Origin of the sequence: Streptomyces sp. WG7 (assembly GCF_049975785.1) — a bacterium.
GTDB lineage: Bacteria > Actinomycetota > Actinomycetes > Streptomycetales > Streptomycetaceae > Streptomyces.
Genome location: NZ_JBNGGE010000049.1, coordinates 32,458 through 57,278, shown reverse-complemented (window position 1 = coordinate 57,278; position 24,821 = coordinate 32,458). Strand labels below are relative to the sequence as shown.

21 protein-coding genes are annotated in these 24,821 nt (G+C 72.7%); 10 read left to right on the top strand and 11 right to left on the bottom strand.

What is annotated here, in order from left to right:
* Positions 1-120: 120 nt before the first annotated feature.
* A complete protein-coding gene (yicI, locus tag ACP4J0_RS32315; RefSeq protein WP_426602270.1) occupies positions 121-2,391 on the bottom strand; it encodes an alpha-xylosidase in 2,271 nt (756 codons plus the stop codon).
* Positions 2,392-2,676: 285 nt separating this feature from the next.
* Between yicI and ACP4J0_RS32310 the strand changes: the two genes are divergently transcribed.
* From ACP4J0_RS32310 to ACP4J0_RS32295, 4 genes are read left to right on the top strand one after another with little or no spacing between them, the layout of a single operon-like run.
* Positions 2,677-3,963: an ABC transporter substrate-binding protein gene (locus ACP4J0_RS32310; RefSeq protein ID WP_426602269.1), complete on the top strand. Its 1,287-nt coding sequence runs from the start codon at positions 2,677-2,679 to the stop codon at positions 3,961-3,963.
* 11 nt (positions 3,964-3,974) lie between these two features.
* Positions 3,975-4,928 (top strand): carbohydrate ABC transporter permease, encoded by a 954-nt coding sequence (locus tag ACP4J0_RS32305; protein WP_426602268.1) that lies wholly within the window; start codon positions 3,975-3,977, stop codon positions 4,926-4,928.
* Between the two features lie 5 nt (positions 4,929-4,933).
* The gene (locus tag ACP4J0_RS32300; protein ID WP_426518038.1) at positions 4,934-5,761 is read left to right on the top strand and encodes a carbohydrate ABC transporter permease; all 828 of its coding nucleotides are present in this window, start codon (positions 4,934-4,936) and stop codon (positions 5,759-5,761) included.
* Between the two features lie 43 nt (positions 5,762-5,804).
* Complete coding sequence (locus tag ACP4J0_RS32295; RefSeq protein ID WP_426602267.1) at positions 5,805-7,184, top strand: GH1 family beta-glucosidase; 1,380 nt, start codon at positions 5,805-5,807, stop codon at positions 7,182-7,184.
* Between the two features lie 67 nt (positions 7,185-7,251).
* On the opposite strand, the gene ACP4J0_RS32290 is transcribed toward ACP4J0_RS32295, so the two are convergent.
* On the bottom strand, positions 7,252-8,493 hold the full coding sequence (locus tag ACP4J0_RS32290) for an ROK family protein (RefSeq protein WP_426602266.1): 1,242 nt from the start codon (positions 8,491-8,493) through the stop codon (positions 7,252-7,254).
* A gap of 138 nt (positions 8,494-8,631) precedes the next feature.
* On the opposite strand from ACP4J0_RS32290, the gene ACP4J0_RS32285 reads away from it, so the two are divergent.
* A complete protein-coding gene (locus tag ACP4J0_RS32285) occupies positions 8,632-9,849 on the top strand; it encodes an MFS transporter (RefSeq protein ID WP_426602265.1) in 1,218 nt (405 codons plus the stop codon).
* 83 nt (positions 9,850-9,932) lie between these two features.
* Here the strand turns inward: ACP4J0_RS32285 and ACP4J0_RS32280 are convergent, their stop codons facing one another.
* Complete coding sequence (locus tag ACP4J0_RS32280) at positions 9,933-10,826, bottom strand: aldo/keto reductase (RefSeq protein ID WP_426602264.1); 894 nt, start codon at positions 10,824-10,826, stop codon at positions 9,933-9,935.
* Positions 10,827-10,971: 145 nt separating this feature from the next.
* On the opposite strand from ACP4J0_RS32280, the gene ACP4J0_RS32275 reads away from it, so the two are divergent.
* Entirely contained in the window at positions 10,972-11,712 is a 741-nt protein-coding gene (locus ACP4J0_RS32275; RefSeq protein ID WP_426602263.1) for a maleylpyruvate isomerase family mycothiol-dependent enzyme, read from the top strand.
* A 71-nt stretch (positions 11,713-11,783) separates the two neighbouring features.
* On the opposite strand, the gene ACP4J0_RS32270 is transcribed toward ACP4J0_RS32275, so the two are convergent.
* The gene (locus ACP4J0_RS32270) at positions 11,784-12,182 is read right to left on the bottom strand and encodes a MarR family winged helix-turn-helix transcriptional regulator (RefSeq protein WP_426602262.1); all 399 of its coding nucleotides are present in this window, start codon (positions 12,180-12,182) and stop codon (positions 11,784-11,786) included.
* Positions 12,183-12,257: 75 nt separating this feature from the next.
* On the opposite strand from ACP4J0_RS32270, the gene ACP4J0_RS32265 reads away from it, so the two are divergent.
* Positions 12,258-12,542, top strand: coding sequence for a DUF6332 family protein (locus ACP4J0_RS32265; RefSeq protein WP_426602261.1), 285 nt, complete (start codon positions 12,258-12,260; stop codon positions 12,540-12,542).
* Here the strand turns inward: ACP4J0_RS32265 and ACP4J0_RS32260 are convergent.
* The 3 genes from ACP4J0_RS32260 to ACP4J0_RS32250 all read right to left on the bottom strand — a co-directional run bounded on the left by ACP4J0_RS32260 (position 12,503) and on the right by ACP4J0_RS32250 (position 16,036).
* Positions 12,503-13,168 carry a response regulator gene (locus tag ACP4J0_RS32260; RefSeq protein ID WP_426602260.1) on the bottom strand — a complete coding sequence of 222 codons (666 nt, stop codon included), beginning with the start codon at positions 13,166-13,168 and terminating at the stop codon, positions 12,503-12,505. The two genes, ACP4J0_RS32265 and ACP4J0_RS32260, sit on opposite strands and share 40 nt — an antisense overlap.
* A 55-nt stretch (positions 13,169-13,223) precedes the next feature.
* Positions 13,224-14,483 carry a histidine kinase gene (locus tag ACP4J0_RS32255; RefSeq protein ID WP_426602259.1) on the bottom strand — a complete coding sequence of 420 codons (1,260 nt, stop codon included), beginning with the start codon at positions 14,481-14,483 and terminating at the stop codon, positions 13,224-13,226.
* A 221-nt stretch (positions 14,484-14,704) separates the two neighbouring features.
* A complete protein-coding gene (locus tag ACP4J0_RS32250) occupies positions 14,705-16,036 on the bottom strand; it encodes a geranylgeranyl reductase family protein (RefSeq protein ID WP_426602258.1) in 1,332 nt (443 codons plus the stop codon).
* Positions 16,037-16,180: 144 nt separating this feature from the next.
* Here ACP4J0_RS32250 and ACP4J0_RS32245 point away from each other — a divergent pair, with 144 nt between their 5' ends.
* Positions 16,181-17,548 (top strand): dipeptidase, encoded by a 1,368-nt coding sequence (locus tag ACP4J0_RS32245; protein WP_426602257.1) that lies wholly within the window; start codon positions 16,181-16,183, stop codon positions 17,546-17,548.
* Between the two features lie 551 nt (positions 17,549-18,099).
* Here ACP4J0_RS32245 and ACP4J0_RS32240 read toward each other — a convergent pair.
* From ACP4J0_RS32240 to ACP4J0_RS32230, 3 genes are all read right to left on the bottom strand, one after another.
* Entirely contained in the window at positions 18,100-19,143 is a 1,044-nt protein-coding gene (locus ACP4J0_RS32240; RefSeq protein ID WP_426602256.1) for an NUDIX hydrolase, read from the bottom strand.
* Between the two features lie 145 nt (positions 19,144-19,288).
* Positions 19,289-19,483 (bottom strand): hypothetical protein, encoded by a 195-nt coding sequence (locus ACP4J0_RS32235; protein WP_426602255.1) that lies wholly within the window; start codon positions 19,481-19,483, stop codon positions 19,289-19,291.
* Between the two features lie 368 nt (positions 19,484-19,851).
* A complete protein-coding gene (locus ACP4J0_RS32230) occupies positions 19,852-20,805 on the bottom strand; it encodes an ROK family protein (RefSeq protein ID WP_426602254.1) in 954 nt (317 codons plus the stop codon).
* Positions 20,806-21,019: 214 nt separating this feature from the next.
* Between ACP4J0_RS32230 and ACP4J0_RS32225 the strand changes: the two genes are divergently transcribed.
* Both ACP4J0_RS32225 and ACP4J0_RS32220 read left to right on the top strand, forming a co-directional pair.
* Positions 21,020-22,096: a LacI family DNA-binding transcriptional regulator gene (locus ACP4J0_RS32225; protein ID WP_426602273.1), complete on the top strand. Its 1,077-nt coding sequence runs from the start codon at positions 21,020-21,022 to the stop codon at positions 22,094-22,096.
* Positions 22,097-22,625: 529 nt separating this feature from the next.
* Positions 22,626-23,417, top strand: coding sequence for a hypothetical protein (locus ACP4J0_RS32220; RefSeq protein ID WP_426602272.1), 792 nt, complete (start codon positions 22,626-22,628; stop codon positions 23,415-23,417).
* Here the strand turns inward: ACP4J0_RS32220 and ACP4J0_RS32215 are convergent.
* Positions 23,398-24,696 carry a DUF6986 family protein gene (locus ACP4J0_RS32215; RefSeq protein WP_426602253.1) on the bottom strand — a complete coding sequence of 433 codons (1,299 nt, stop codon included), beginning with the start codon at positions 24,694-24,696 and terminating at the stop codon, positions 23,398-23,400. The genes ACP4J0_RS32220 and ACP4J0_RS32215 overlap by 20 nt on opposite strands.
* Positions 24,697-24,821: the final 125 nt, after the last annotated feature.

Below are 24,821 nucleotides of genomic sequence, written 5' to 3'. Positions count from 1 at the left end.
GACGCCGGGGGCGTGCTCACCATCACCGCCCGCGGCCCCGCGCACGCCGCGGGCGGCGGCCGTGGCCAGGCGGCAGCCTCCCGCGGCCCCGCCCGCGCCCGGGGCCGCTCACTGCCCCGCTCAGGCCAGGGCGACGCTCACCTCCCCGGCGCCCTCCGCGCTCGCCCCGCCCGCGACCCGCACCGTGAACGGGCGGTCGGTACCGCTCGCGGTGACCCGCAGGACGTCCCCGTCCCGTCGCACACGGAACGTCGCGGCGGGGGCGCCCAGCAGGTCGGGCACGGTGACCTCGGCCGCGTAGTCGGGTCCGGCGGGCGGGTGGACCAGCAGGGTCGGGGCGTCCAGCCAGTCGCCGTCGGGACGGCGGTCGTCACAGGCCAGCGGCAGGACGGCGCCCTCCCGGACGTACAGCGGCAGGCTGTCGTAGTCGTGCCGTTCGGTGCGCCAGACGGGGCCGGTGACGCGCTCGCCGGACAGGAGGTGGGTCCAGGTGCCCTCGGGGAGGTAGACCTCGACCTCTCCTTCCTCGGTGAAGACCGGGGCGACCAGGAGGTCGGGGCCGAGCATGTACTGGCGGTCCAGCGGGCGGCAGCCCGGGTCGTGCGGGTACTCCAGGAGCATCGGCCGCATCATCGGCACGCCGGTGCGGTGGGCCTCCGCGGCGACGCCGTACAGGTAGGGCATCAGGCGGTGCTTGAGGAGGGTGAAGCTCCGGGCGACGTCGACCGCCTCCTCGCCGAACTCCCACGGCACCCGGTACGACGAGGAGCCGTGCAGCCGGCTGTGCGAGGAGAGCAGGCCGAAGGCCAGCCAGCGTTTGAAGACCGCCGGGTCGGGCGTGCCCTCGAAGCCGCCGATGTCGTGGCTCCAGAAGCCGAAGCCGCTCAGGGACAGGGACAGGCCGCCCCTCAGCGACTCGGCCATCGCCTCGAAGGAGGACCAGCAGTCGCCGCCCCAGTGGACGGGGTACTGCTGGCCGCCCGCGGTCGCGGAGCGGGCGAAGAGGACGGCCTCGCCCTGTCCGCGCTCCTTCTCGAGGAGTTCGAAGACGGTGCGGTTGAACAGGTGGGTGTAGTAGTTGTGCATGCGCTCCGGGTCGGAGCCGTCGTGCCAGACGACGTCGGTGGGGATGCGCTCGCCGAAGTCGGTCTTGAAGCAGTCCACGCCCTGGTCGAGCAGCGGCTTGAGCTTCCCGGCGAACCAGTCGCGGGCGTCGGGGCTGGTGAAGTCGACCAGGCCCATGCCGGCCTGCCACAGGTCCCACTGCCAGACGTCGCCGTCCGGCCGGCGCACCAGGTGTCCGAGTGCGGCGGCCTCGTCGAAGAGGGGGGACTTCTGGGCGATGTAGGGGTTGATCCAGGCGCTGACCTTCAGCCCCTTGGCCTTGAGCCGGGCGAGCATGCCGTCCGGGTCGGGGAAGACGTCCGGGTCCCACTGGAAGTCGCACCACTGGTACTCGCGCATCCAGAAGCAGTCGAAGTGGAAGACGGTCAGCGGGATGCCCCGCTCGGCCATGCCGTCGACGAACTTCGTCACCGTCTCCTCGTCGTAGGAGGTGGTGAAGGACGTGGTGAGCCACAGGCCGAAGGACCAGGCGGGCGGCAGGGCGGGGCGGCCGGTGAGGGCGGTGTAGCGGGTGAGGACGTCCTTGGGGGTGGGGCCGGCGACGACGTAGTACTCCAGCGACTGGTCCTCGACGCTGAACTGCACCTGGCCGACGGACTCGGAGCCGACCTCGAAGGAGACGGCGCCGGGGTGGTTGACGAAGACGCCGTAGCCGCGTGAGGAGAGGTAGAACGGGATGTTCTTGTAGGCCTGCTCGCTGCTGGTGCCGCCGTCGGCCTGCCACATGTCGACGACCTGGCCGTTCTTGACGAACGGGGTGAAGCGCTCGCCGAGGCCGTAGATCTGCTCGCCGACGCCGAGGGCGAGCCGGCTCAGCATGTGGTGCGCGCCGTCGCCCGTGGTGGCGAACGCGGTGCTCTTGGCATTGGCGTGGGTGAGTTCGCGTCCGTCCGCGTCGTGGAAGCTGAGGCCCCAGGGCCCCTCGCGGTCCAGGCGGAGGGTCAGCGGGCCGCTGGTCAGCTCGGTGACCGTGCCGTCCTGGCGCACCTCGCCGGCTCCGTCCGCCGCGCCCGCGAGGGCGAAGTCGGGGCCCGGCCGGCGCTTGCCGGCGTGGTGGGTGACGCGGACGCCGATGACGCCCTCGGTGGGAGAGAAGCACTCGACCGTGAGGAGCGGCGCGTTGAGCGTGTCCCCCCTCCGCGTCACCTTCTTCACGGCGGCATGGGCGGTGAAGCGCTTCGATTCGGGGCGCACATCGCGTACCTCGGTGGCGTACGAGAGATGCACGCCGTCACGGATGAGCCAGAAGCCGTCGGTGAACTTCATGATCTTCCTTGGGTGCGGCGGGAGCTGTCGGATGGGAGCACGGGGGCCGTCTCACAGCGTTTTGATCGTACACAAAACAAATCCGTCCGCAGAGGGCTTCGTAGCTACTTCACTGTCCTGAACAGGCGTGATTACCCACCAGAACAGTCCACTTACCGCACGAAGTGGCGAGACCGGGGCCACTTTGCTCTAGCGCGTCGGCAGGTCCTTGACGTATTAGTCATCACATCAAACAAAACGGTCCGGCAAGGAAGCCGGACGGTACGACAGCAAGGGCCCCGCACCATGTCGAAGCGCTTCACCTCGCTCGCCTTGACAGCACACCCTCCGGCTGCCACACACCGCGGGCGAGGACGCTCACGCCGAGCCGTCGCCCCGTTCGCCGCCGTCTCCGTGCTGGTCGCCGGAGCGGCGCTCACGGGCTGCGGACAGCAGCGCGACGCCGACGTGTACACCGTGATGAACTCCTCGACCGACGAGTCGTACCACCGCTGGGACGCGGAGGCGATGGCCCGCTGCGGCAAGCAACTGGGCATCACCATCGAGCAGCAGAGCGTCCCGGCGGCGCAGGTGATGACGAAGGCCCTGCGTATGGCATCGTCCAAGTCGCTGCCCGACATCGTGCAGTTCGACGCGTCGGAGATGCCGACGTTCGCCGACGCGGGCGGACTCGTCGACCTCGAGTCCCTCGGGCTGAGCACCGACGGCGTCCCCGAGGGCATCGTCGACTTCGGCTCGTACGAGGGGACGTACTACGGTGCGGCGCGCTCCGTGAACACCCTCGCGCTCTTCTACAACAAGGACGTCCTCGACAAGGCGGGCGTCGAGGTGCCCGCCACCTGGGCCCAGCTGCGGGAGAGCGCGAAGAGGCTCACCCAGGGCAAGCAGTACGGGCTGGCGCTCAGCGCGGGCGGCGCGGAGGACGGTGTCTTCCAGTTCACCCCGTTCATGTGGTCGAACGGCGGTGACGAGACCGACCTGGACAGCCCGCAAGTCGTCGAGGCCCTCGACTACTGGAAGGGTCTGCTGCAGGACGGCTCGCTGTCGAAGTCCACGGTCAACTGGACGCAGGCGGACGTCAACGACCAGTTCATGGCCGGCAACGCGGCGATGATGATCAACGGGCCGTGGCAGGTGGAGACCCTCAACACCGACAAGTCGTTGAACTGGGGCATCGCCCCCATTCCCGTGCCCGAGGCCGGCGACGACTCGGTGGGTCCGCTCGGCGGCGCCGTGCTCACCGTGCCCAACACCGGTGACGAGGCGCGGGAGAGGACCGCCGCGAAGATCGTGGCCTGTCTGGCGAGCGAGAAGGAGCAGCTGACCTACGCGCTCAACAGCTGGATGGTCCCGGCCAACGCGAAGGCCGCCGCCGCCTGGCGCGAACGGGTGCCCGAGCTGGACTCCCTCGCCGACCAGGTGGCCGTCGCACGGTCCCGGACGGCGAAGCTCGGCGCCGGCTGGTCGAGCGTGTCGCTCGCCCTGCAGAGCGCCTTCCAGTCCGCCCTGACCGGCCAGTCCAGCGAGGCCGCCCTGAAGCGCGCCCAGCAGCGGGCCACGAGCGGGAACTGAGGAACACGCCCATGACCACGCCCACCGTCACCGCACAGACGCCCGCCGAGGCGTCCACGACGGCCGCCGCGCCGGACCCGGACCGGCTCAGGCGCCGGCGCCGGCTCGCCCAGTGGGGGTTCGTCGCCCCCGCCGTCGTCTTCATGCTGCTGTTCTTCGGCTACCCGCTCGTCCGCAACGTCGTGATGAGCTTCCAGCACTACACGCCGAAGACCTTCTTCACCGGTGAGGCGCCCTTCAACGGCGCCGACAACTGGTCCAACGTGTTCCAGGACGCCCTGTTCGGCAAGGCGCTGTGGCACACCCTCGTCTTCACCGCGGGATCGCTGGTCGGGCAGTTCTGCATCGGCATGGCGCTCGCGGTGTTCTTCAGCCGCAGGTTCCCGCTGAACGGGGTGCTGCGCTCGCTGATCCTGCTGCCCTGGCTGGTGCCCATGGTGGTGTCCGGCATCGTCTGGCGGCGCATCCTCGACCAGGACACGGGCGTGCTGAACTCGTTCCTGGACACCGTCGGGATCGGCGGCAGCACACCCTGGCTGACCAGCCCGGAGATGGCCCTGGTGTCGGTCATCCTGGTCAACATCTGGATCGGTATCCCGTTCAACATGGTCATCCTGTACGGCGGTCTCCAGGAGATCCCGAAGGAACTGCACGAGGCGGCCGCCCTCGACGGCGCCTCGGCGTGGCGGACCTTCCGATCCGTCACCCTGCCGGTGCTCAAGCCCGTCATCACCGTCGTGCTCGTGCTCGGTTTCATGTCGACGGTCAAGATCCTCGACCTGATCCTCGCGCTCACCGACGGCGGGCCGGCGGACGCCACCCAGACGCTGGGCACGCTCACGTACCAGAACTCGTTCGTCCAGCTGGACTTCGGCGCGGGCGCCGTCGTCGGCAACGTACTCATCCTGATCTCCGCCGTGTTCGCGGTGTTCTACCTGCGGGCCAACCGCACCGAGGGGAAGTGACGTCCATGGCCTCCCACACGCCCACAGCCTCCCGGCGCCGCTGGGGTTCCACCGTCGCCGGCGTTCTCGTCCTCGGCGTGATGCTGTTCCCGCTGTACTGGATGCTCAACACCGCGCTCCAGCCCGAATCCGGGCTGCTCCAGGTCGACCCGGTGCCGGGCAGCCTGGACCTGTCCGGCTTCTCGAAGGCCATCAGCGACCAGGGCGGGCACCTGCTCACCTCGCTGGCCGTCTCGCTCGGCGCGGTCGCCATCTGCCTGCTCATCTCGGCACCGGCGGCGTACGGCCTGGCACGCTTCGGGCTGCGCGGCTCGCGCACGATCGTGTTCGGCACGCTGATCACCCAGATGGTGCCGGGCATCGTCATCGCCAACGCGCTGTACAACTCGTACGTGGACCTGGGCCTGGTCAACTCCTACTTCGGTCTGATGCTGGCGGACGCCTCGCTGGGCATCCCGTTCTCCATCGTGCTGATGCGCTCCTTCATGGTGTCGATCCCGGGCGAGGTGATCGAGGCCGCGCAGATCGACGGCGCCGGGCCGGTGCGGACGTTCACGCGGGTCGTGCTGCCGATGAGCCGCAATTCGCTGATCACGTCGGGGCTGTTCGCGTTCCTGTTCTCGTGGAGCGACTTCATGTTCGCGCTCACCCTGAACACGACCGACGAGGTCAAGCCCATCACGCTGGGTATCTACCAGTACATCGGCGCGCACGTCGGCGACTGGGGCTCGGTGATGGCCGCATCCGTGCTCTCCGCGGTGCCGGCGGCGATCCTGCTCGTCCTCGCCCAGAAGTACATCGCCGCCGGGATCACCGGCGGCTCCGTCAAGTGACCCGCGTATGCGGCCTCGTACACATGGAGATGAGCTTCACAGCATGAGTGACTTCCCCAGTTTTCCGCCCGGTTTCGTGCTCGGCGCCGCGACCGCCTCGTACCAGATCGAGGGCGCGGCACGGGAGGACGGCCGCGGTCCGTCGATCTGGGACACGTACAGCCACACCCCCGGCCTGGTGGTGAACGGCGACACCGGCGACGTGGCCTGCGACCACTACCACCGCTACCCCGAGGACGTGGCGCTGCTGCGCGACCTGGGGGTGGACTCGTACCGCTTCTCGATCGCCTGGCCGCGCATCGTGCCGGAAGGCTCGGGCGCGGTGAACCGGAAGGGCCTGGACTTCTACTCCCGCCTGGTCGACGAGCTGCTCGCGGCGGGCATCGAGCCGGCCGCCACCCTCTACCACTGGGACCTTCCGCAGGCCCTGGAGGACCGGGGTGGCTGGCGGGTGCGGGAGACGGCGGAGCGGTTCGCCGAGTACACGGCCGTGGTCGCGGAGCACCTGGGCGACCGGGTGCCGCGCTGGATCACGCTCAACGAGCCGTGGTGCAGCTCCTTCCTCGGCTACTCCATCGGAAGGCACGCTCCCGGCGCCAAGGAGGGCCGGGGCGCGCTGGCGGCCGCCCACCACCTGCTGGTCGGCCACGGGCTGGCGGTGCGCGCCCTGCGGGCGGCCGGGGTTCGGGAGGTGGGCATCACGCTCAACCTGGACCGCAACCTGCCGGCCACCGACTCCCCCGCCGACCTGGCGGCCGTGGTCCGCGCGGACACCCAGCACAACCTGGTGTGGACCGAGCCGATCCTCGCGGGCCGCTACCCGGCCACCGAGGAGGAGACCTGGGGCGAGCTGATCACCGGGGAGGACTTCCGGCGGGACGGCGACCTGGAGCTGATCTCCCAGCCGCTGGACTTCCTCGGCGTCAACTACTACCGGCCGATCGTGGTCGCGGACGCCCCGCACCGCGAGAGCGACCCGGCGCGGCGGGTGGCCACGGACAACCGCTACGAGGAGGTCCGGCACCCGGGCGTCCGGCACACCGCGATGAACTGGCCGGTCGTCCCGGACAGTTTCACCGACCTGCTCGTCCGGCTGAAGAAGCAGTACGGTGACGCGCTGCCGCCGATCCACATCACGGAGAACGGCTCGGCGGAGGACGACGCGCCCGCCGCCGACGGCACGGTGCACGACGCCGACCGCGTCGCCTACCTGCGCGACCACCTCACCGCGCTGCGGGCCGCGATGGACGCGGGGGTGGACGTACGCGGGTACTACGTGTGGTCGCTGCTGGACAACTTCGAGTGGGCGTACGGCTACGACAAGCGCTTCGGCATCGTCCGGGTCGACTACGACACGCAGGAGCGCACGCCGAAGGACAGCTACCACTGGTACCGGGAGATGATCGCCGCGAACCGGGGCTGACCCGGAGCGCGGCCGGCCCGGAGCGGCCGGCCCGGAGCGGGGGGCCTCGGCCGGGCGGCCCCCCGCGTCAGCTCCGCTCCCGCTCGGCGTACGCCGACGGGTCGGCCAGCACCTCCCGGACGATCACGCCCGCCGCACCCCGGGCCGCGTCCCCGAGGGACGAGGAGGGCCGCAGCCGCTTCCCGTCCTCGCTCCACAGCCCGGAGACGACACGCAGGGCGAGCTCGCGGTCGACGGCGGGGGCCACCCAGTCCATCAGCTCGCGGTAGACGCCGCCGAGCATCACCGCGTCCGGGTCGAAGAGGTTCACCGCGCCCGACAGGACGACACCCAGTTGCCGCCCGGCGCGCTCGATCGCCGACAGGGCGGCCGGGTCGCCCCGCCGGGCACGGCGTTCGAGCTCGGCGACGCCCTGCACGCCCGCGTCCGCGTCGATGCCCGCGGCCTCGAGCAGCGCGGCCTGTCCGGCGTACTGCTCCAGGCAGCCGCGGGCTCCGCACCGGCACAGCGGGCCTTCCGGATCGACGACCATGTGCCCGATCTCCCCGGCGAAGCCGTGCGCGCCGCGCAGCAGCTCGCCGCCCAGCACCAGGGCGCCGCCGATGCCGATCTCGCCGGTCAGGTACAGGAAGCTGCGCACTCCTTCGGTGCCCGCGCCGAACCACAGCTCGGCGAGGGCGGCGGCGTTGGCCTCGTTGTCGGAGCTGACCGGCAGGGGGCGGTGGGCGGGGCGCAGGGCGAGCAGCGCCTGCGCGAACAGCCCTTCGACCGCGACGCGCTGCCACCCCAGGTTGGGCGCCTGGCGCACGGTGCCGCCGGTGACCAGACCCGGCAGCGCGACATGGACCCCGACCGGTGCGAGGTCCTGTTCGGCCGCCGAGCCGATGGCGCGCGCCGCCAGCCGGGCCGCGCGCGCCAGCACCTCGGAGGGCTGGACCCCGCGGTTGTCGAAGTGCTCCACGAGCCGGACCCGGTCGGTGCCGGCGAGGTCGACGACGCACACGGTGACGTAGTCGATGTTGATCTCGACGCCGAGTCCCGCCGGGCCCGACCGGGACACCTTCAGGACGGTGCCGGGCCGCCCCGCCTGACCGCTGCTGGTCTTGCCCCATTCGGAGACGAAACCGTACTCCAGCAACTGCTCGACGAGGGACGACACCGCGGCGCGGGTCAGTCCGACGTGCGTGGCGATACCGGCCCTGGTCGACTCCCCCGCGTCGTGCACGGCCCTCAGGACCAGGCTGAGGTTGTGCCGTCTGACCGTGGCCTTGTCGGCCTTCGGCCCCAGGGGGGTGAGGTTGTTCTTCATGGTGGTGTCGAGCGTATGCGACGCCCGGAGGCGCCACCCCCCGCCTCCGGGGCAGGCCGGGACGCCCTTGCCCCTCCCCCGCGCCACCCCTAGCCTGATTTTGTGCCGCAAATAAACAAAGCCCGATCGCACAACGCCGTGCCGGGCCCCAGCACCGACCTCACCCGCCTCCGCATCGCCCTGACCACCTTCTTCGCCCTCGACGGCTTCATATTCGCCGGCTGGGTCGTGCGGATCCCCGCCCTCAAGGAGCAGACCGGCGCCTCCGCCGGCGACCTGGGACTGGCGCTGCTCGGGGTCTCCGCGGGTGCCGTCGTCACCATGACGCTCACCGGACGGCTGGTCCGGCGCTACGGCAGCCACCCCGTCACCGTCGCCTGCGCGGTCCTGCTCTGCCTCAGCATCGCCCTGCCCCCGCTCACCCGCTCCGCGCTCGCCCTCGGCGCCGTACTGCTGGTTTTCGGCAGCGCCTACGGCGGGATCAACGTCGCCTTCAACAGCGCCGCCGTCGACCTGGTGGCCGTCCTGCGGCGCCCGATCATGCCCAGCTTCCACGCGGCGTTCAGCCTGGGCGGCATGATCGGCGCCGCGCTCGGCGGGCTCGTCGCCGGGTCGCTGTCGCCGGTGCGGCACCTGCTCGGCCTCACCGTGACCGGCCTGCTCGTCACCCTGGTCGCGGGCCGGGCCCTGCTGCGCTGCGAACCCGCCGCGGCGCCGGACCTTACCGCCCGTCCCGGTCGTCCCGGTCTCGGCGACCGGGACGAGCGCGACGACCGGGGCGACAGCGCATCGCGGCCGCCCGACCGCCGGACCCGCCGCCTCGTCATCACCTTCGGTCTGATCGCCCTGTGCACGGCGTACGGTGAGGGCGCCATGGCCGACTGGGGCGCGCTGCACCTGGAGCAGGATCTCGGCGCCTCGCCGGGCCTGGCGGCCGCGGGATACTCCTGCTTCGCTCTCGCCATGACCATCGGCCGCCTGACCGGCACGACGTTGCTGGAACGCCTCGGCCGGACGACCACGGTGGTGGCCGGCGGCACGGTCGCCGTGGCCGGCATGCTGCTCGGCTCGCTCGCCCCGTCCGTGTGGGCGGCGTTGTTCGGCTTCGCGATCACCGGGCTCGGGCTCGCCAACATCTTCCCTGTCGCGGTCGAACGGGCCGGGGCACTGGGCGGTCCCAGCGGCGTCGCGACAGCGTCCACCCTGGGCTACGGCGGCATGCTGCTCGGGCCGCCCGCGATCGGCTTCATGGCCGACTGGTTCTCCCTGCCGGCCGCGCTCACCAGCATGGCGGTACTGGCCGCGGTCGCGGTAGTCGTCGCGGTCGCGACCCGGCGCGCGGGAGTGGCGGGCTGAACCTCGGGGCGCTGTCCGGCAGCCCACGCCGGACGCCCTGACAACCCGTCACGGCAGCCGCGGACGCGTCTTCCGGGGCACCGTCACCTCGCCCCCTCTCCTCCTCCGTCTCCTCGGTCATGACCGAGGGGACGGACCTGTGCCACCTCGGTCAGCCGGTCGAGACGGTCACGGTGCGCGGGGGTCATGTCGAGACGTCCCGCGGCGAGGTTCTCCTCCAGGTGGCCGATCCGGCCGGTGCCGGGGATCGGGAGGATGACGGGTGAACGGCCGAGGAGCCAGGCGAGCGCGACCTGCGTGGGGGTGGCGTCGAGCTCGGCCGCCACGGAGGCGATCTCGGCCTCCGCCCCCGACTCGCCCCAGGCGACGGGGCGCCAGGGCAGGAACGCGATGCCCGCCGCTTCGCAGGCCGCGAGTACGGGCTCGTGCTCGCGGTCGAGCAGGTTGTACCGGTTCTGCACGCTCGCGATGTCGACGATCCGTCGTGCCTGGTCGAGTTGGTCGACGGTGACCTCGGACAGCCCGATCCGACCGATCTTGCCCTCCGCCCGCAGGTCCCGCAGGGTGCCCACCTGGTCGGCGAGCGGCGTGTCGGGGTCGACGCGATGCAGCTGGAGCAGCTCGATCCGCTCGACGCGCAGCCGGCGCAAGGCCTGCTCGACCTGATCGCGCAGCACGGCCGGCCGCCCGTCGAGCCTCCACTCTCCGGAGGGGCCCGAGCGCGCGACGCCGACCTTGGTGGTGATCAGCAGTCCGCCCGCGTAGGGGTACAGGGCGTCGGCCAGGAGTTCTTCGTTGGCTCCCCAGCCGTACATGTAGGCGGTGTCGATCAGCGTGACGCCCAGCTCGACGGCCCGCCGGGCGACAGCGAGGGAGTTCTCGCGAGCCGGACCCGGTTCCGTCGGCAGGTGCATCGCGCCGAACCCCAACCGCCGTACTTCCAGATCCCCGCTGATACGAAACGCGGTCGACGACATGCCTTGGCCCCTCTCCCCGTCCGACGGCGCAACGGTAACAGCCCCTTGGCCACGACTGGTTGACCACGACGAGAGCCTGGTCCAAGGGAGCGCCGGGTCATTCGGGGCTGCCCTCGAGCCCGCTTCATCCGGCACACTGCCCGGCATGGAGACCACCTCGTTCGTCGAAGTCCTGGCCCGCGAGGGCGCGTTGCTGGCCGCGGCCGCCGAGGCGGCGGGCACCGACGCCAAAGTGCCGACCTGCCCCGGCTGGCAGGTGCGGGACCTGCTGCGGCACACCGGGATGGTGCACCGCTGGGCGACGGCGTTCGTCGCCGAGGGGCACACCGGCCCGCGGCCCGACGGCGGCCTGCCCGACCTCGACGGCGCCGCGCTGCTGGCCTGGTTCCGGGAAGGGCACGGGCACCTCGTCGACACCCTCGCCGGCGCCTCGCCCGACGTGCGCTGCTGGCACTTCCTGCCCGCTCCGTCTCCCCTGGCCTTCTGGTCCCGACGGCAGGCCCACGAGACGACCGTGCACCGGATCGACGCCGAGTCGGCCAGGGGCGGGGACCCCACCGGCATCGGCGTGGAGTTCGCGGTGGACGGCATCGACGAGTTGCTGTGCGCCTTCCACGCCCGCCCGAAGAGCGCGGTACGCACCGAGGAGCCGCGCACGCTGCGGGTGCGTGCGACGGACGTGCCGGGCACCGTGTGGACCGTACGGGTGTCCGCAGGACCTCCCCTGACCGAGCGGGACGACGCCGGGGACGCCGACTGCGAGCTGAACGGACCGGCCGCACAGCTCTACTCGGCGCTGTGGAACCGCGGGCCGTTCCCGGAGGTGATCGGCGACGCCTCGCTCGCCGCGTTGTGGCGGGAGAGGTCGGGCGTCACCTGGAACTGAGCCGGGCCGCGCGGCGACGTCGGCCAGTCGGTCAGTCGGTCAGTCGGTCAGTCGGTCAGTCGGTCAGTCGGTCAGTCGGCCAGCATCCGGTGCAGCACCGCCCGTTGCACCGGGAGCACCTGGCCGTACACGACCCGCCCCTTCGGGGTGAGCGCCACCCACACGCCCCGCCGGTCCTCGGGGCACATGGAGCGCTCGACGAGTCCGTCCTCCTCCAGCCTGGCGACCAGCCGCGACAACGCGCTCTGGCTCAGGTGGACCCGCTCGGAGATCTGCTGGACCCGGTATCCGCAGGGGCCGGAATCATCCTCGTCCAGCGCGCCGGCCAGCACGTCGAGAACCTCGAAGTCGCTTCCGCACAGACCGTGCCGGTGCAGTGCTCGGTCGAGTTCACACTGGATGCGGGCGTGCAGGGACAGGATGCCGCGCCACTGTGTCACGAGCGCCTGTTCGACGTTCTTCGCCGCCATGGGGCGCACCGTAGCAGAGCGGTCGCGGTCGGCGTCCGGCCGCCGAATCGGCGCGGATCTGGGAAAATCGCGGGCATGAACACCTACGGGGGACGGCGTACGCAGGGCGAGCGGGACGCGATCACGGTCGAGATCGGATACGCGCTGTGCAGCGCGGCGTTCGCGGGCGCCGTGCTGTTCGGGGCCGTGGCCGGACCCGCGTACCTCTTCGCGCCGCCGGCCGGTGTGCGGGGTGCGCTCATCGGCTCCGGAGTGGTGCTGGCCGTCGTGGTGTTCTTCGTCCGTGTGGCGAGCGTGCTGGTCCGGTTCGCACGCGGTGGTCAGCCGAGCCAGCCCGGCCGTACCAATCCCGACTCATAGGCCATGACGACCAGTTGGGCTCGGTCGCGGGCGCCCAGCTTCATCATCGTACGGCTGACGTGTGTCTTGGCGGTGAGCGGGCTGACGACCAGGCGCCGGGCGATCTCCTCGTTGGACAGGCCGATGCCGACCAGGGCCATCACCTCTCGCTCCCGCTCGGTGAGCCGGGCCAGTTCGTCGGACGCCGCCGGCTCCTTGGAACGGGCCGCGAACTCGGCGATCAGCCGGCGCGTCACCCCGGGTGAGAGCAGCGCGTCTCCGTCGACCACCGCCCGTACTGCTCGCAGGAGTTCCTCGGGCTCGGTGTCCTTGACCAGGAAGCCGGAGGCTCCGGAGCGGATCGCCTCGAAGACGTACTCGTCGAGTTCGAAGGTGGTGAGCATGACGACCTTCACGTCCCGCAGCCCGGCGTCCCCGGTGACCCGGCGGGTGGCGGCCAGGCCGTCGAGGAGGGGCATGCGGATGTCCATCAGGACGACGTCGGGGCGCAGTTCGCTGATCGCGCGCACCGCCTCCTCGCCGTCGGCGGCCTCTCCGGCCACCTCGATGTCCGGCTGGGCGTCCAGCAGCGCCCGGAAGCCGGCACGTACCAGTAACTGGTCGTCGGCGAGCAGTACGCGGATCACCGGTCGTCCTCCTTCACGTCGTCGACGTCGTTGACATCCGTGGGTGCTTCACGGTCTAGGCGTGCTTCACGTCGCCGGCGCGCTTCACGGTCTCGGCGTGCTCCACATCGACCGGCAGGGTCGCGAGGACCCGGAAGCCGCCGTCGGGGCGCGGGCCCGCCTCGATGGTGCCGGCCAGTGCCGCCGCCCGCTCCCGCATGCCGGCCAGCCCGTTGCCGCTGCCGCCCGCCTCGGCACCGGTCGCGGGGCCGTCGTCGTCGACGCGCAGCCGCAGCGTGCTCCCGTCCCGGCCGAGGTGCACGCGCGCGTGCCGCGAACCCGAGTGCCGTACGACGTTGGTGAGGGCCTCCTGGACAATGCGGAACGCGGCCAGGTCCGCACCGGGCGACAGCCGCGGCGGCTCCCCCTCGACCTCGACGGTGAGACCCGCGCTCGCCGCCTGTTCGACCAGTTCGGGCAGCCGGTCGAGCCCGGGAGCGGGGGCGCGCGGCGCGGCGCCGGGGGTGCGGAGTGTGTCGAGGACCTGGCGCACCTGGCCGAGCGACTCCTTGCTCATGGCCTTGATGGTGGTGAGCGCGGTGCGTGCCTGCTCGGGATCGTTGTCGAGGAGGGCGAGACCGACGCCCGCCTGCACGTTGATGACGGAGATGCTGTGGGCGAGGACGTCGTGCAGTTCGCGGGCGATCCGCAGCCGCTCCTCGTCGGCGCGCCGCCTGGCCGCCTGGGCCTGTTCGGCCCGCTCCCGCGCCCACTGCTCCCGTCGGGTCCGGGTCAACTCCGACAGTGCCACGATGGCCACCACCCAGGTGGCGATCACGATCTCCTGCCCCCAGGAAGCGGCCGAGTCCCCGGACGGTGGCAGCCACCGGTAGAGCCAGTGTGTCAGCAGGGCCAGCCCGGCCCACATCACCGCCATCGCGGTCCACGCGGCCCTGCGGTGCCCGGCTACGACGGCGCTGAAGCAGGCCACCGCGACGGCCACGAGCACCGGCCCGGACGGGTATCCGACGAGCAGGTAGACCAGGGTGGTGACCACCGTGCCGAACACGACGGGCACCGGATACCGCAGCCGCCACAGCAGGGCCGCTCCGGTCAGGAACAGCAGCACGCGCGCGAAGAGGTCCAGTGGGACCCGTTCGTCCGCCTGGACGTGGGCGGCGAAGTTGGAGCTGAACAGCACGAACGCCGTGATCAGCATCGTGGGGCGCCAGGGCCATCGGTCGCGGTGCTCCTCCGTGCCCCGGTGGTTCCACCACGGGGGCACGTGCCGCCACCACTGCGGCGGCCCGCCCCCGTGCCCGCGCTTTCCGTCCATGCCGCCACGCTAGACGCCGTGCGCGGGGACGGCGTCACCCGCGCGAGGTGATCACACGTACTCCCGGGGAAGTACGTCCTCCCCCTCCGTCCCGGCCGTCCGGGCTCTACCTCGAACGCTGGAGGGCGGAGGCCGGGTTCTTCTTCAACGGCGTAGGCCACGGCTCGTCGGACACGGAGCCGTGCCGCATGGCGCCCGATCCCCGGCCTTCCGGATCGAGGTCAGGAGCCGGCCTCGTCTCCCACGGTGCCCGCCGTGCCCGCCGTGCCCGCGGTGCCCCGGGTGTCCGCCGCATCCGTGCTGCGCGCGGTGTCCGGAGCGGCTGCGGAGTCCCCCGCGCCCGCCTGCCGGCGGTCTATCGCCGCCAGCGCCCGCTGCGCCAGCGGGTGGCTGCGGACCAGCTCACCCAGCGAGGTCGAGCCCTGCGTGATGTCCTTGAACGCCTTCCAGGCCGGGCGGAAACCGGTCAGGGCCGCGTGGAAGAGCCCCGGCCGGCGCTCGAACAGCGCCAGCATCCGCTTGCCGACACTCATCTCGACACCGAGCCCGGCCTTGATGGCGAAGGCGTAGTTCAGGGCCTGCCTGCGCGCGTCCACCGCGTCGTGCGCCTCGGAGATCCGCACCGCCCACTCGCCCGCGAGCCGTCCGGACCGCAGCGCGAAGGAGATCCCCTCACGCGTCCACGGTTCCAACAGCCCCGCCGCGTCCCCGCAGACCAGGACCCGGCCGCGCGACAGCGGCGAGTCGTCGGCACGGCAGCGCGTCAGGTGGCCGGAAGAGACGCTGGGCTCGAAACCGGCGAGGCCGAGCCGGCCGACGAAGTCCTCCAGGTACCGCTTGGTCGCCGCGCCCTCGCCGCGCGCCGAGATCACACCGACCGTGAGCGTGTCGCCCTTGGGGAAGACCCAGCCGTAACTGCCGGGCAGCGGCCCCCAGTCGATGAGGACCCGTCCCTTCCAGTCCTCGGCGACCGTCTCCGGCACCGGGATCTCCGCCTCCAGACCGAGGTCGACCTGGTCGAGCTTCACCCCGACGTGCGCCCCTATCCGGCTGGCGCTGCCGTCCGCGCCGACGACCGCCCGGGCGAGCACGGTCTCGCCGCCCTGCAGGACGACGGCGACCGTGCGCCGGTCCGGCACCGCCGCCCCGTGCTGCTCCACCCGCGTCACGGTCGCACCGGTACGCAGTTCGGCACCCGCCTTCTGCGCGTGCTCGACGAGTTGCTGGTCGAACTCGGGCCGGTTGATCAGCCCGAACAGCATCTGCCGGGAGCGCCGGGTCCGGGTGAAGCGCCCGTTGTTCGAGAACGTCACCGCGTGCACACGGTCCCGGAAGGGCAGCTCGAAGCCGGGCGGGAGGGTGTCGCGCGAGGGACCGATGATGCCGCCGCCGCACGTTTTGTAGCGGGGCAGCTCCGCCTTCTCCAGCAACAGCACGCGCCGCCCCGCGACCGCCGCCGCATAGGCGGCCGAGGCCCCCGCGGGTCCCGCGCCCACCACGACCACGTCCCAGACCTGACGCGCGTCGTCCGCCGAAGAGTTCTCGCTGCTCACGATGGTCTACCGCTCCCAACAAACCGCATGCCGCACCTGACCCCCGCATCCTACGGCGACCATCGCCGCAGGCCACTGTGGGAGGATCGGCCTACCAATCCCCGTACTCATCGGTACAACGTCGCACCCACAAGGAGCGTGCCCATGTCGTCGAATCCGGTCGCCGAGACCGTCTCCTCCCTGATGCCCAGGGCGAAGGAGGAGCTCACCGCACTGGTGGCCTTCAAGTCGGTGGCGGACTTCGACCAGTTCCCGCGCAGCGAGAGCGTGGGCGCCGCCAACTGGATCGCGGCGGCGCTGCGCGCCGAGGGCTTCCAGGACGTGGACCTGCTCGACACGCCGGACGGCACGCAGTCGGTGTACGGGTACCTGCCCGGGCCCGAGGGCGCGAAGACGGTCCTGCTCTACGCCCACTACGACGTGCAGCCGCCGCTGGACGAGGCCGGCTGGGTCACCCCTCCGTTCGAACTGACCGAGCGCGACGGCCGCTGGTACGGGCGCGGCGCCGCCGACTGCAAGGGCGGCGTGCTCATGCACCTGCTCGCGCTGCGCGCGCTGAAGGCGAACGGGGGCGTGCCGGTGCACGTCAAGGTGATCGCCGAGGGTTCGGAGGAGCAGGGCACGGGCGGCCTGGAGCGGTACGCCGAGCAGCACCCCGAGTTGCTGGCCGCCGACACGATCGTCATCGGCGACGCGGGCAACTTCCGGGTCGGTCTGCCGACGGTCACCTCGACGCTGCGCGGCATGACCCTCGTCCGCGTCCGCGTCGACACGCTCGAGGGCAACCTGCACTCCGGCCAGTTCGGCGGCGCGGCGCCCGACGCGCTGGCCGCCCTGATCCGCGTACTGGACTCGCTGCGCGCCGAGGACGGTTCGACGGCCGTCGACGGACTGGCCGCGGACAGCGAGTGGGAGGGTCTGGCGTACGAGGAGGAGCAGTTCCGCCGGGACGCCCGGGTGCTGGACGGCGTGGAGCTGATCGGTTCCGGTTCGATCGCCGACCGGATCTGGGCGCGGCCGGCCGTCACGGTGCTCGGCATCGACTGCCCGCCGGTCGTCGGCGCCACCCCGTCGGTGCAGGCGGGTGCCCGTGCGCTGGTGAGCCTGCGGGTGCCGCCGGGCGTGGACGCCGCCGAGGCCACCAAGCTGCTCCAGGCCCACCTGGAGGCGCGTACGCCGTGGGGCGCCCGGGTGGACGTCGAGCAGATCGGCCAGGGCCAGGCGTTCCGCGCCGACACCTCCAGCCCGGCGTACCAGGCCATGGCCGACGCCATGGCGGTGGCGTATCCGGGCGAGGAGATGCAGTACGCCGGTCAGGGCGGGTCCATCCCCCTGTGCAACACCCTGGCGGCGCTCTACCCGCAGGCGGAGATCCTGCTGATCGGCCTGAGCGAGCCGGAGGCGCAGATCCACGCCGTGAACGAGAGCGTGTCCCCCGAGGAGCTGGAGCGGCTGTCGGTCGCCGAGGCGCTGTTCCTGCGCAACTACGCGGCGAGCCGCGTGACCCGCTGACCCCGGACGGCCACGCCCGGCCGCCCGCGCTCCAGCCGGTTCCGGCTCGGGTTCGGCCGTCGGTGGCAGGTTCCCGTCGCCTGGCGCGGACCTGCCACCGACGGCCGTCGCACGAACCTCGTCGGGCTCCTCCCCTCCGGCGCCTGCCGCGCTTCCCGGTCGCCGGCCCGTCTCCGGGGCGACGGCGGCAACCTGACGCTGCTGCTCGGCACCGGGCCGGCCCGGTCCGGGGCGGGCATCGCCGCGTCGGCCGAGTGCCGTCCCACGCCCGGGAGACACCGGTCGTACGGGGCGGGGCGCCGGGCCCGCCACCCGGATTCCACCGTCGCCACATCGCCACATCGCCGGTGGGCGGCGTGGCGTTGCTCGCCTGACGGGGCGCTGCCCGACGGCGCGGTGTCGCCCGGTGTCCGCGCCGGCCGGGACCGGGCCGTCGGCTCCTTCGGACGGTTGGCGGGCCACCCCCGATGCGGAGGTGACCTGCTGCGGTCACCGCGGTCCGGTGGCCGCCCGCGCGCCGGAGGGCCCGGGGTGTCGGCACCGTGCCTACGTCAGCCGACCGGGGTGCCCGCCTCCAGGTACAGTGCCGCGCCGCGCTCCCGGGCCCGCAGGGCCCAGCGCAGCCGCGCGTAGCGGACCGGGGGCAGGAGACCGGCGGCCTCGTCCTCGGTGACGAAGCGCCAGTCGCGCAGTTCGGGCCCGGGCAGCAGCACGCGGGCGGCGTCCGTGGAGTCGAGCCGGCCGCCGTCGAAGAGCAGGCGCAGACCGCCGTAGCCGGGGGGCGTGGGCCGTTCCCAGTCGACGACCAGCAGGGCGGGTACGTCGTCGAGGCGGATCCCGGTCTCCTCGGTGACCTCGCGCATCCCGGCGCGGGCGGGCGCCTCGCCCGGTTCGACGACGCCGCCGGGGAACTCCCAGCCGGGCTTGTAGGTGGGGTCGACGAGCAGCACCCGGTCCTGGTCGTCGAAGAGCAGGACACCCGCGGCGAGGGTCTCGGCGGTGGGTTCGGGCGTCTGCACGATGTCGCAGGCCGGCACGGAACCGGTGCCGACGGCCTCGGCGATCCGGACGGCGGCCTCGTACGGTGTGAGCGCGCCGGTGTCGATCGGATGGGCGTCTGCGGTCAGCCAGGAGGCGAGGGCGGCCCGGTACGGCTCGATGTTGTCGTACGACCACTGCCGTACGCGCAGCTCGCCGTCGGGCAGGTCCGCCGGTATCTCGCGGCCTGCTATCCGCTCGCGCAGGATCGTTTCGGCCGGAGCGAGCAGGACGTGTCGGACCGCGATGCGGCGGGCGGCGAGGCCGCCGAAGATCTCGTCGCGGTACTCCTGCCGCAGCAGGGTCATGGGGACCACCAGGGTTCCGCCGAGCTCGGCGAGCATCGCGGCCGCGGTGTCGGTCACGAGGCGCCGCCAGATCGGCAGATCCTGGAAGTCGCCGACCTCTGCGAGGCGTTTGGGCGGCAGCAGCTGCGCCAGCGCTCCGCCGATGACCTCGGGGTCGAAGAGTGTGCTGTTCGGGATCAGTTCGATCAGTTCCCGTGCGGTGGTGGTCTTTCCCGCACCGAACGCGCCGTTGATCCAGACGACGGTCACAGGTCCCCCTCTTCTGTTGGCCCCCTGAGGCTTGCCCGCTCCACCCTGCCACGGAAACCAGGCGCAGTTGAGGGCGTACGACAGCGGCGCCGGCGCCCCGGGAGGGGGGCGTCGGCGCCGCGTGGTGGATGCCGGGCGGTGTACGTCAGCCCAGCTGCCCGTGGGCGTCGTCGTCCGGGGTCGGGCTGTCGGTGGCGACCGCGTCCTCCACGGTGCTGGCGGTGCCCTCCACGTCGAGGCCGAGCGGGAGTTCGCCCGGAGCGGCGTGGGAGGGCGTGACGGCCGCGACGACGAAACCGGTGGCCAGGGTCGCGAGGGCGAGCATGCTGCGCTTCTTCATGTGTGCTTCAACTGGCGTGACCGGGTGGGGGTCACGGCCGGCCACTCATGAGGCCGGGTACCAGTACACCGACCTCGACGGCTGCCGGGCACCGCCCGAGCGGGATTCCGGGAGCAACGCCCGTGCCGGACCCGGCGTGCTTCCCGAACGGCGTCGCATAGGTGGCCGACCACGTGGCCGGCGGCTCGAGTGCGGTATCGGCACCGGTGCCGGCATGAAGACATGCGGGGACATCGGCTCCCCGGCACGCCGGGCCACGCGTACAGCGACGCCCCGGCGGTTCGCCGACCGGGCGGATACCGGATACCCGGCCGGCCTGTCGGGTATCCGCAGGGGCGCCGCGGCCGCCGGGAAGGCCCCGCGTGCGCTCAGATCCTCGCCGGGGTCGCGTCCGCCGTCCTCGTGAGCGCCGCCGCGGCAGCGCCGACCAGGCCCGCGTCGGTTCCCATCTGGGCGGGGACGACCGCCAGGCGCTGCACGAAGGACAGGGTCGCGTAGTCGGTCAGGGCCTTGCGCAGCGGGGCGAAGAGCACGTCGCCCGCCTTGCCGACGCCCCCGCCGACCACGGCGATGTCGATCTCGACGAGGGTGGCGGTGGCGGCGATGCCGGCGGCCAGTGCCTGCGCGGCCCGTTCGAACGACGCCACGGCGACGGGGTCGCCCAGGCGGGCGGCGGCGGCGACCGCGGCGGCGGAGGTGTCGCCGTCCGGGCCGGGCCGCCAGCCGGCGTCGAGGGCACGCCGCGCGATGTTGGGTCCGCTCGCTATGCGCTCCACGCAGCCGCGCGCGCCGCACGGGCACGGATCACCGTCCAGGTCCACGCTGATGTGGCCGATGTGCCCGGCGTTGCCGGTCGGGCCGGGGTGCAGCCGGCCGCCCAGGACCAGACCGCCGCCGACGCCCGTGGAGACCACCATGCACAACGCGTTGTCGTGGCCGCGGGCGGCGCCCTGCCAGTGTTCGGCCGCCGTGATGGCCACGCCGTCGCCGATCAGCTCGACGGGCAGGTCACCGGCGGCGGCGCGGACCCGCCGGACGAGCGGGTAGTCGCGCCAGCCGGGCACGTTCACCGGGCTGACCGTGCCGGCGCAGGCGTCCACCGGGCCGGCGCTGCCGATGCCGACGGCCCCGGCCCGCCCCCACAGCGGCGACGCGGTCAGCTCCCCGAGCACCGCCTCGACGGCCCGCATCACGGTGTCGCCGTCCTGCTGGGCGGGCGTCGCACGCTGTGCGCGTGCCTGGATGCGGCCGTGGCCGTCCACCAGAGCGCCGGCGATCTTGGTGCCGCCGATGTCCAGCGCTGCCACGAGGTCGGTGTGCATCAGAGTCGGATCTCCCCGTCGGACCGAATGAAGAATGACGAACCCAGGAACGCACAGTGAACCGCTCCCACGGTGGGGGCGAGGACCGGAGAGTGCGATGAACAGTGTCTCCCGCATCTGACAACGTTGTCCAGGCTCTATGCTCGACGCCACATCCTCATACAAACCCATGACCGACACGTCCCCCGTGGACAACGGGAGCCGACGCAATCCCGTGGACGACAGGACAGGACACCGCATCGTGCCCGACACGACCCGCCGCGCAGCCAGCCTTCCCGGGAACCGATACGGCAATCGCCCGACCATGAAGGACGTCGCCGCCCGGGCCGGGGTCGGTCTCAAGACCGTCTCCCGGGTGGTCAACGGGGAGCCGGGCGTCACCCCGGAGACCGAACGCCGCGTCCAGGAGGCCATCGACGCGCTCGGCTTCCGCCGCAACGACAGTGCGCGCGTGCTCCGCAAGGGCCGTACCGCCAGTATCGGCCTGGTCCTGGAGGACCTGGCCGACCCCTTCTACGGGCCGCTCAGCCGTGCCGTGGAGGAGGTGGCCCGCGCCCACGGCGCCCTGCTGATCAACGGGTCCAGCGCGGAGGACCCGGACCGGGAGCAGGAGCTGGTGCTGGCGCTGTGCGCGCGCCGTGTCGACGGGCTCGTGGTGATCCCCGCGGGGGACGACCACCGGTATCTGGAGCCCGAGCTGAAGGCGGGCGTCGCCACGGTCTTCGTGGACCGGCCGGCGGGGCAGATCGACGCGGACGTGGTGGTGTCCGACAACTTCGGCGGCGCCCGCGACGGCGTGGCCCACCTCATCGCGCACGGACACCGCAGGATCGGCTTCATCGGTGACATGCCCCGCATCCACACCGCCGCCGAGCGGCTGCGCGGCTACCGGGCCGCCATGGAGGACGCCGGCATACCGGTGAAGGACTCCTGGATGTCCCTGGGCGTCACCGACCCCGTGCGCGTGCGCCGCGCCGCCGAGGAGATGCTCGCCGACCCGCACCCGGTCACCGCGGTCTTCACCGGCAACAACCGGGTGACGGTCACCGTGATCCGCGTCCTCGCCGAGCAGGCCCGCAGCGTCGCCCTCGTCGGCTTCGACGACATCGAGCTGGCCGACCTGCTCCAGCCGGGCGTCACCGTGGTCGCCCAGGACGCGGCGGCCCTCGGCCGCACCGCCGCCGAGCGGCTCTTCCGGCAGCTGGACGGCACCCTGCTCGCGCCCGACCGCATCGAACTGCCGACCAGGCTGGTCACCCGCGGCTCGGGCGAGCTGCCACCGGCGGCGTGAGCCGCCCGCGGCCGACGCCCCCGCAGGGTCTCGCGCGGGCGGCGGCGGGCCCGGCGGGCGGGTACTGAACGCCCCGCGGACGGCCGCGGCCCCGCCCGACCGGACGGTCCCGCGCGTGCACGGGTGAACCGCCTCGGCCGGTGCCGACGTGTACGGGGCGAACCGCCTCGGCCGGTGCCGACGTGTACGGGGCGAACCGCCTCGGCCGCCGGTGCCGGGCCTACCACCTCGGTCGGTGCCGGGCCTACCGGCACGGCCCGTCAGCCCTCGGCAGCGGGAACCGGGCGGCGCCTGAACCGGCGGACGCAGAAGGCCGGACGCCGCCGCCCGGCGGGCGACCAGCCGCGCCGGAGCCGGACCTGGCGGCCCGGACCCGCTCCCACGCCACCACCACCGCCACTTCACCGCCGGGAGGACCCGCACCGTGTCGAAGCAATGCGACGAGGGCCGGAGGACCGCCCGGCCACCGGAAAGTGACCGCGCGCCGGCGCGACCGCCCGGCGAGGACCGAACGTTACGGGCGCTCGGGCTGGCCGGGGTACCGCGTGAGGAGCCGCTGCTGTACCCGGGGGCGTGGCCGCGGGAGTCCGGGGTGCTGGACGGGGACCGGCTGCTGCCGCTGGACCGGCCGGTCCACGAGGACCGCGTCGACCGGTTCCCCGTGATCGCGATCGGCTCCAACGCCGCCCCGGCGCAGCTGCGGCACAAGATGGCCGAGTTCGGGACCGACTCGCCGATCCCGATGGTCAAGGCACGGGTCACCGGGGTCGACATCGGCGTCTCCGCCCATGTGAGCCGCATGGGCTACGTGTCCGCCTCGCCGGTGGGCGCCCCGGGCTTCGTGCGGGAGCTGTTCGTCCTCTGGCTCGACGCCGAGCAGCTCGCCGTGATCGACGCGAGCGAGGGGGTGCCGATGGCGTCCGGCAACTTCGACCGCGCCTGGCTCTCCGCGCCCGACGTACGCGTCGAGCAGGCGGAAGGGGACGGCACCGCGGTGCTGCGCGGCGCGTACGCCTACGTCAACCGCCACGGCGTGCTGCACGACGGCACCGGAGCGGCACCCCGCCGGCACCCCGGCGACCAACGCGTACTGATCACCGAGCTGCTGCGGGAGTCGGCCCGGCTGCGGGAGCTGTTCGGGGCGACGCCCGAGGAGTTCTGTGCGCGGGCGCGGGCCGACCGGCGGCTGTGCGAGCGGGGGACGCGGCTGTTCGCCGAGGAGGAGCGGGTGACGGCGTCCGGCCTGGAGCGGTACGTGCGCTCCGGCCGGACGGACGGACCGCTCCCGGGGACCCGGCCGCCTACTGCGCCGATGCCGTGAGGTCACCGCGCCGCGGGGACGAGAACCCCTCCAGGTCGGCGCGGGTCAGACCGGTCAGCCGGGCGACCTCCGCGATGTCCAGGGCTCCGCAGTCCAGGCCGCGCAGCAGGTAGCCGCTGAGGGCCTTGACGGTGGCGGGCTCGTCCATCACGTCGCCGCCGGTGCGGTTGACGTAGCGGGCGAGACGGGCGGCGGCCTGTTCGAAGCCCTCGCGGTAGAAGGCGAAGACGGCCGCGTACCGGGTCGGGATGTGGCCGGGGTGCATGTCCCAGCCCTGGTAGTAGGCGCGGGCGAGGGCGCGGCGGGTGAGGCCGAAGTGCAGGCGCCAGGCGTCGTGGACCTTCTCGGTGGGGCCGACCGGCAGGACGTTGGTGGAGCCGTCCGAGACGCGTACGCCGGTGCCGGCGGCGGCGACCTGCATGACGGCCTTGGCGTGGTCGGCGGCCGGGTGGTCGCTGGCCTGGTACGCCGCGGAGACGCCGAGGCAGGCGCTGTAGTCGAAGGTGCCGTAGTGGAGGCCGGTGGCGCGGCCCTCGGCGGCCTGGATCATGCGGGCGACGGCGGCCGTGCCGTCGGCGGCCAGGATGGACTGGCTGGTCTCGATCTGGATCTCGAAGCCGATGCGGCCGGACTCCAGGCCGCGGGCCTTCTCGAAGGCCTCCAGGAGCCGCACCATGGCGGTGACCTGTTCGGGGTACGTCACCTTGGGCAGGGTGAGGACCAGCCCGTCGGGCAGACCGCCGGCCTCCATCAGGCCGCTGAGGAAGACGTCGAGCGTGCGGATGCCCCGGGCGCGCACCGGAGCCTCCATGCACTTCATGCGGATGCCCATGTACGGGGCCGCGGTGCCCTGGTCGTACGCCTCGGCGATCAGCCGGGCCGCGCGGGCCGCGGCCTCGTCCTCCTCGGCGTCCGTGCGGTTGCCGTAGCCGTCCTCGAAGTCGACGCGGAGGTCCTCGATCGGCTCGCGCTCCAGCTTGGCGCGTACGCGGCCGTACACCGGCTCGGCGAGGTCGTCGGCGAGGCCGAGGACGGCGGCGAAGGACGCGGCGTCGGGGGCGTGTTCGTCGAGGGCGGCGAGCGCGCGGTCGCCCCAGGAGCGGACGGTGTCGGCGGCGAAGACGTCGCCGGGGACGTAGACGGTGTGCACGGGCTGGCGGGTGCCCGGGTCTCCGGGGTAGCGGCGCTCCAGCTCCGCGTCGACCGGTGCGAGGGAGGCGCTGATCTCCTCGCCGACGGCGCCCGCGAGGCTCGTTGCCACCTTCTCCTGCTGACCCATCCCACACCCTCCTGGCTGCAAACTTTTCCGCTGAACGGAATCAATAATCCGTAGAGTGAAGTTATCTGTCGGTCCTCCGCCGGTCAACACCATCCTGCGCAGACGTCGGGGCCCCCGCGACCGTC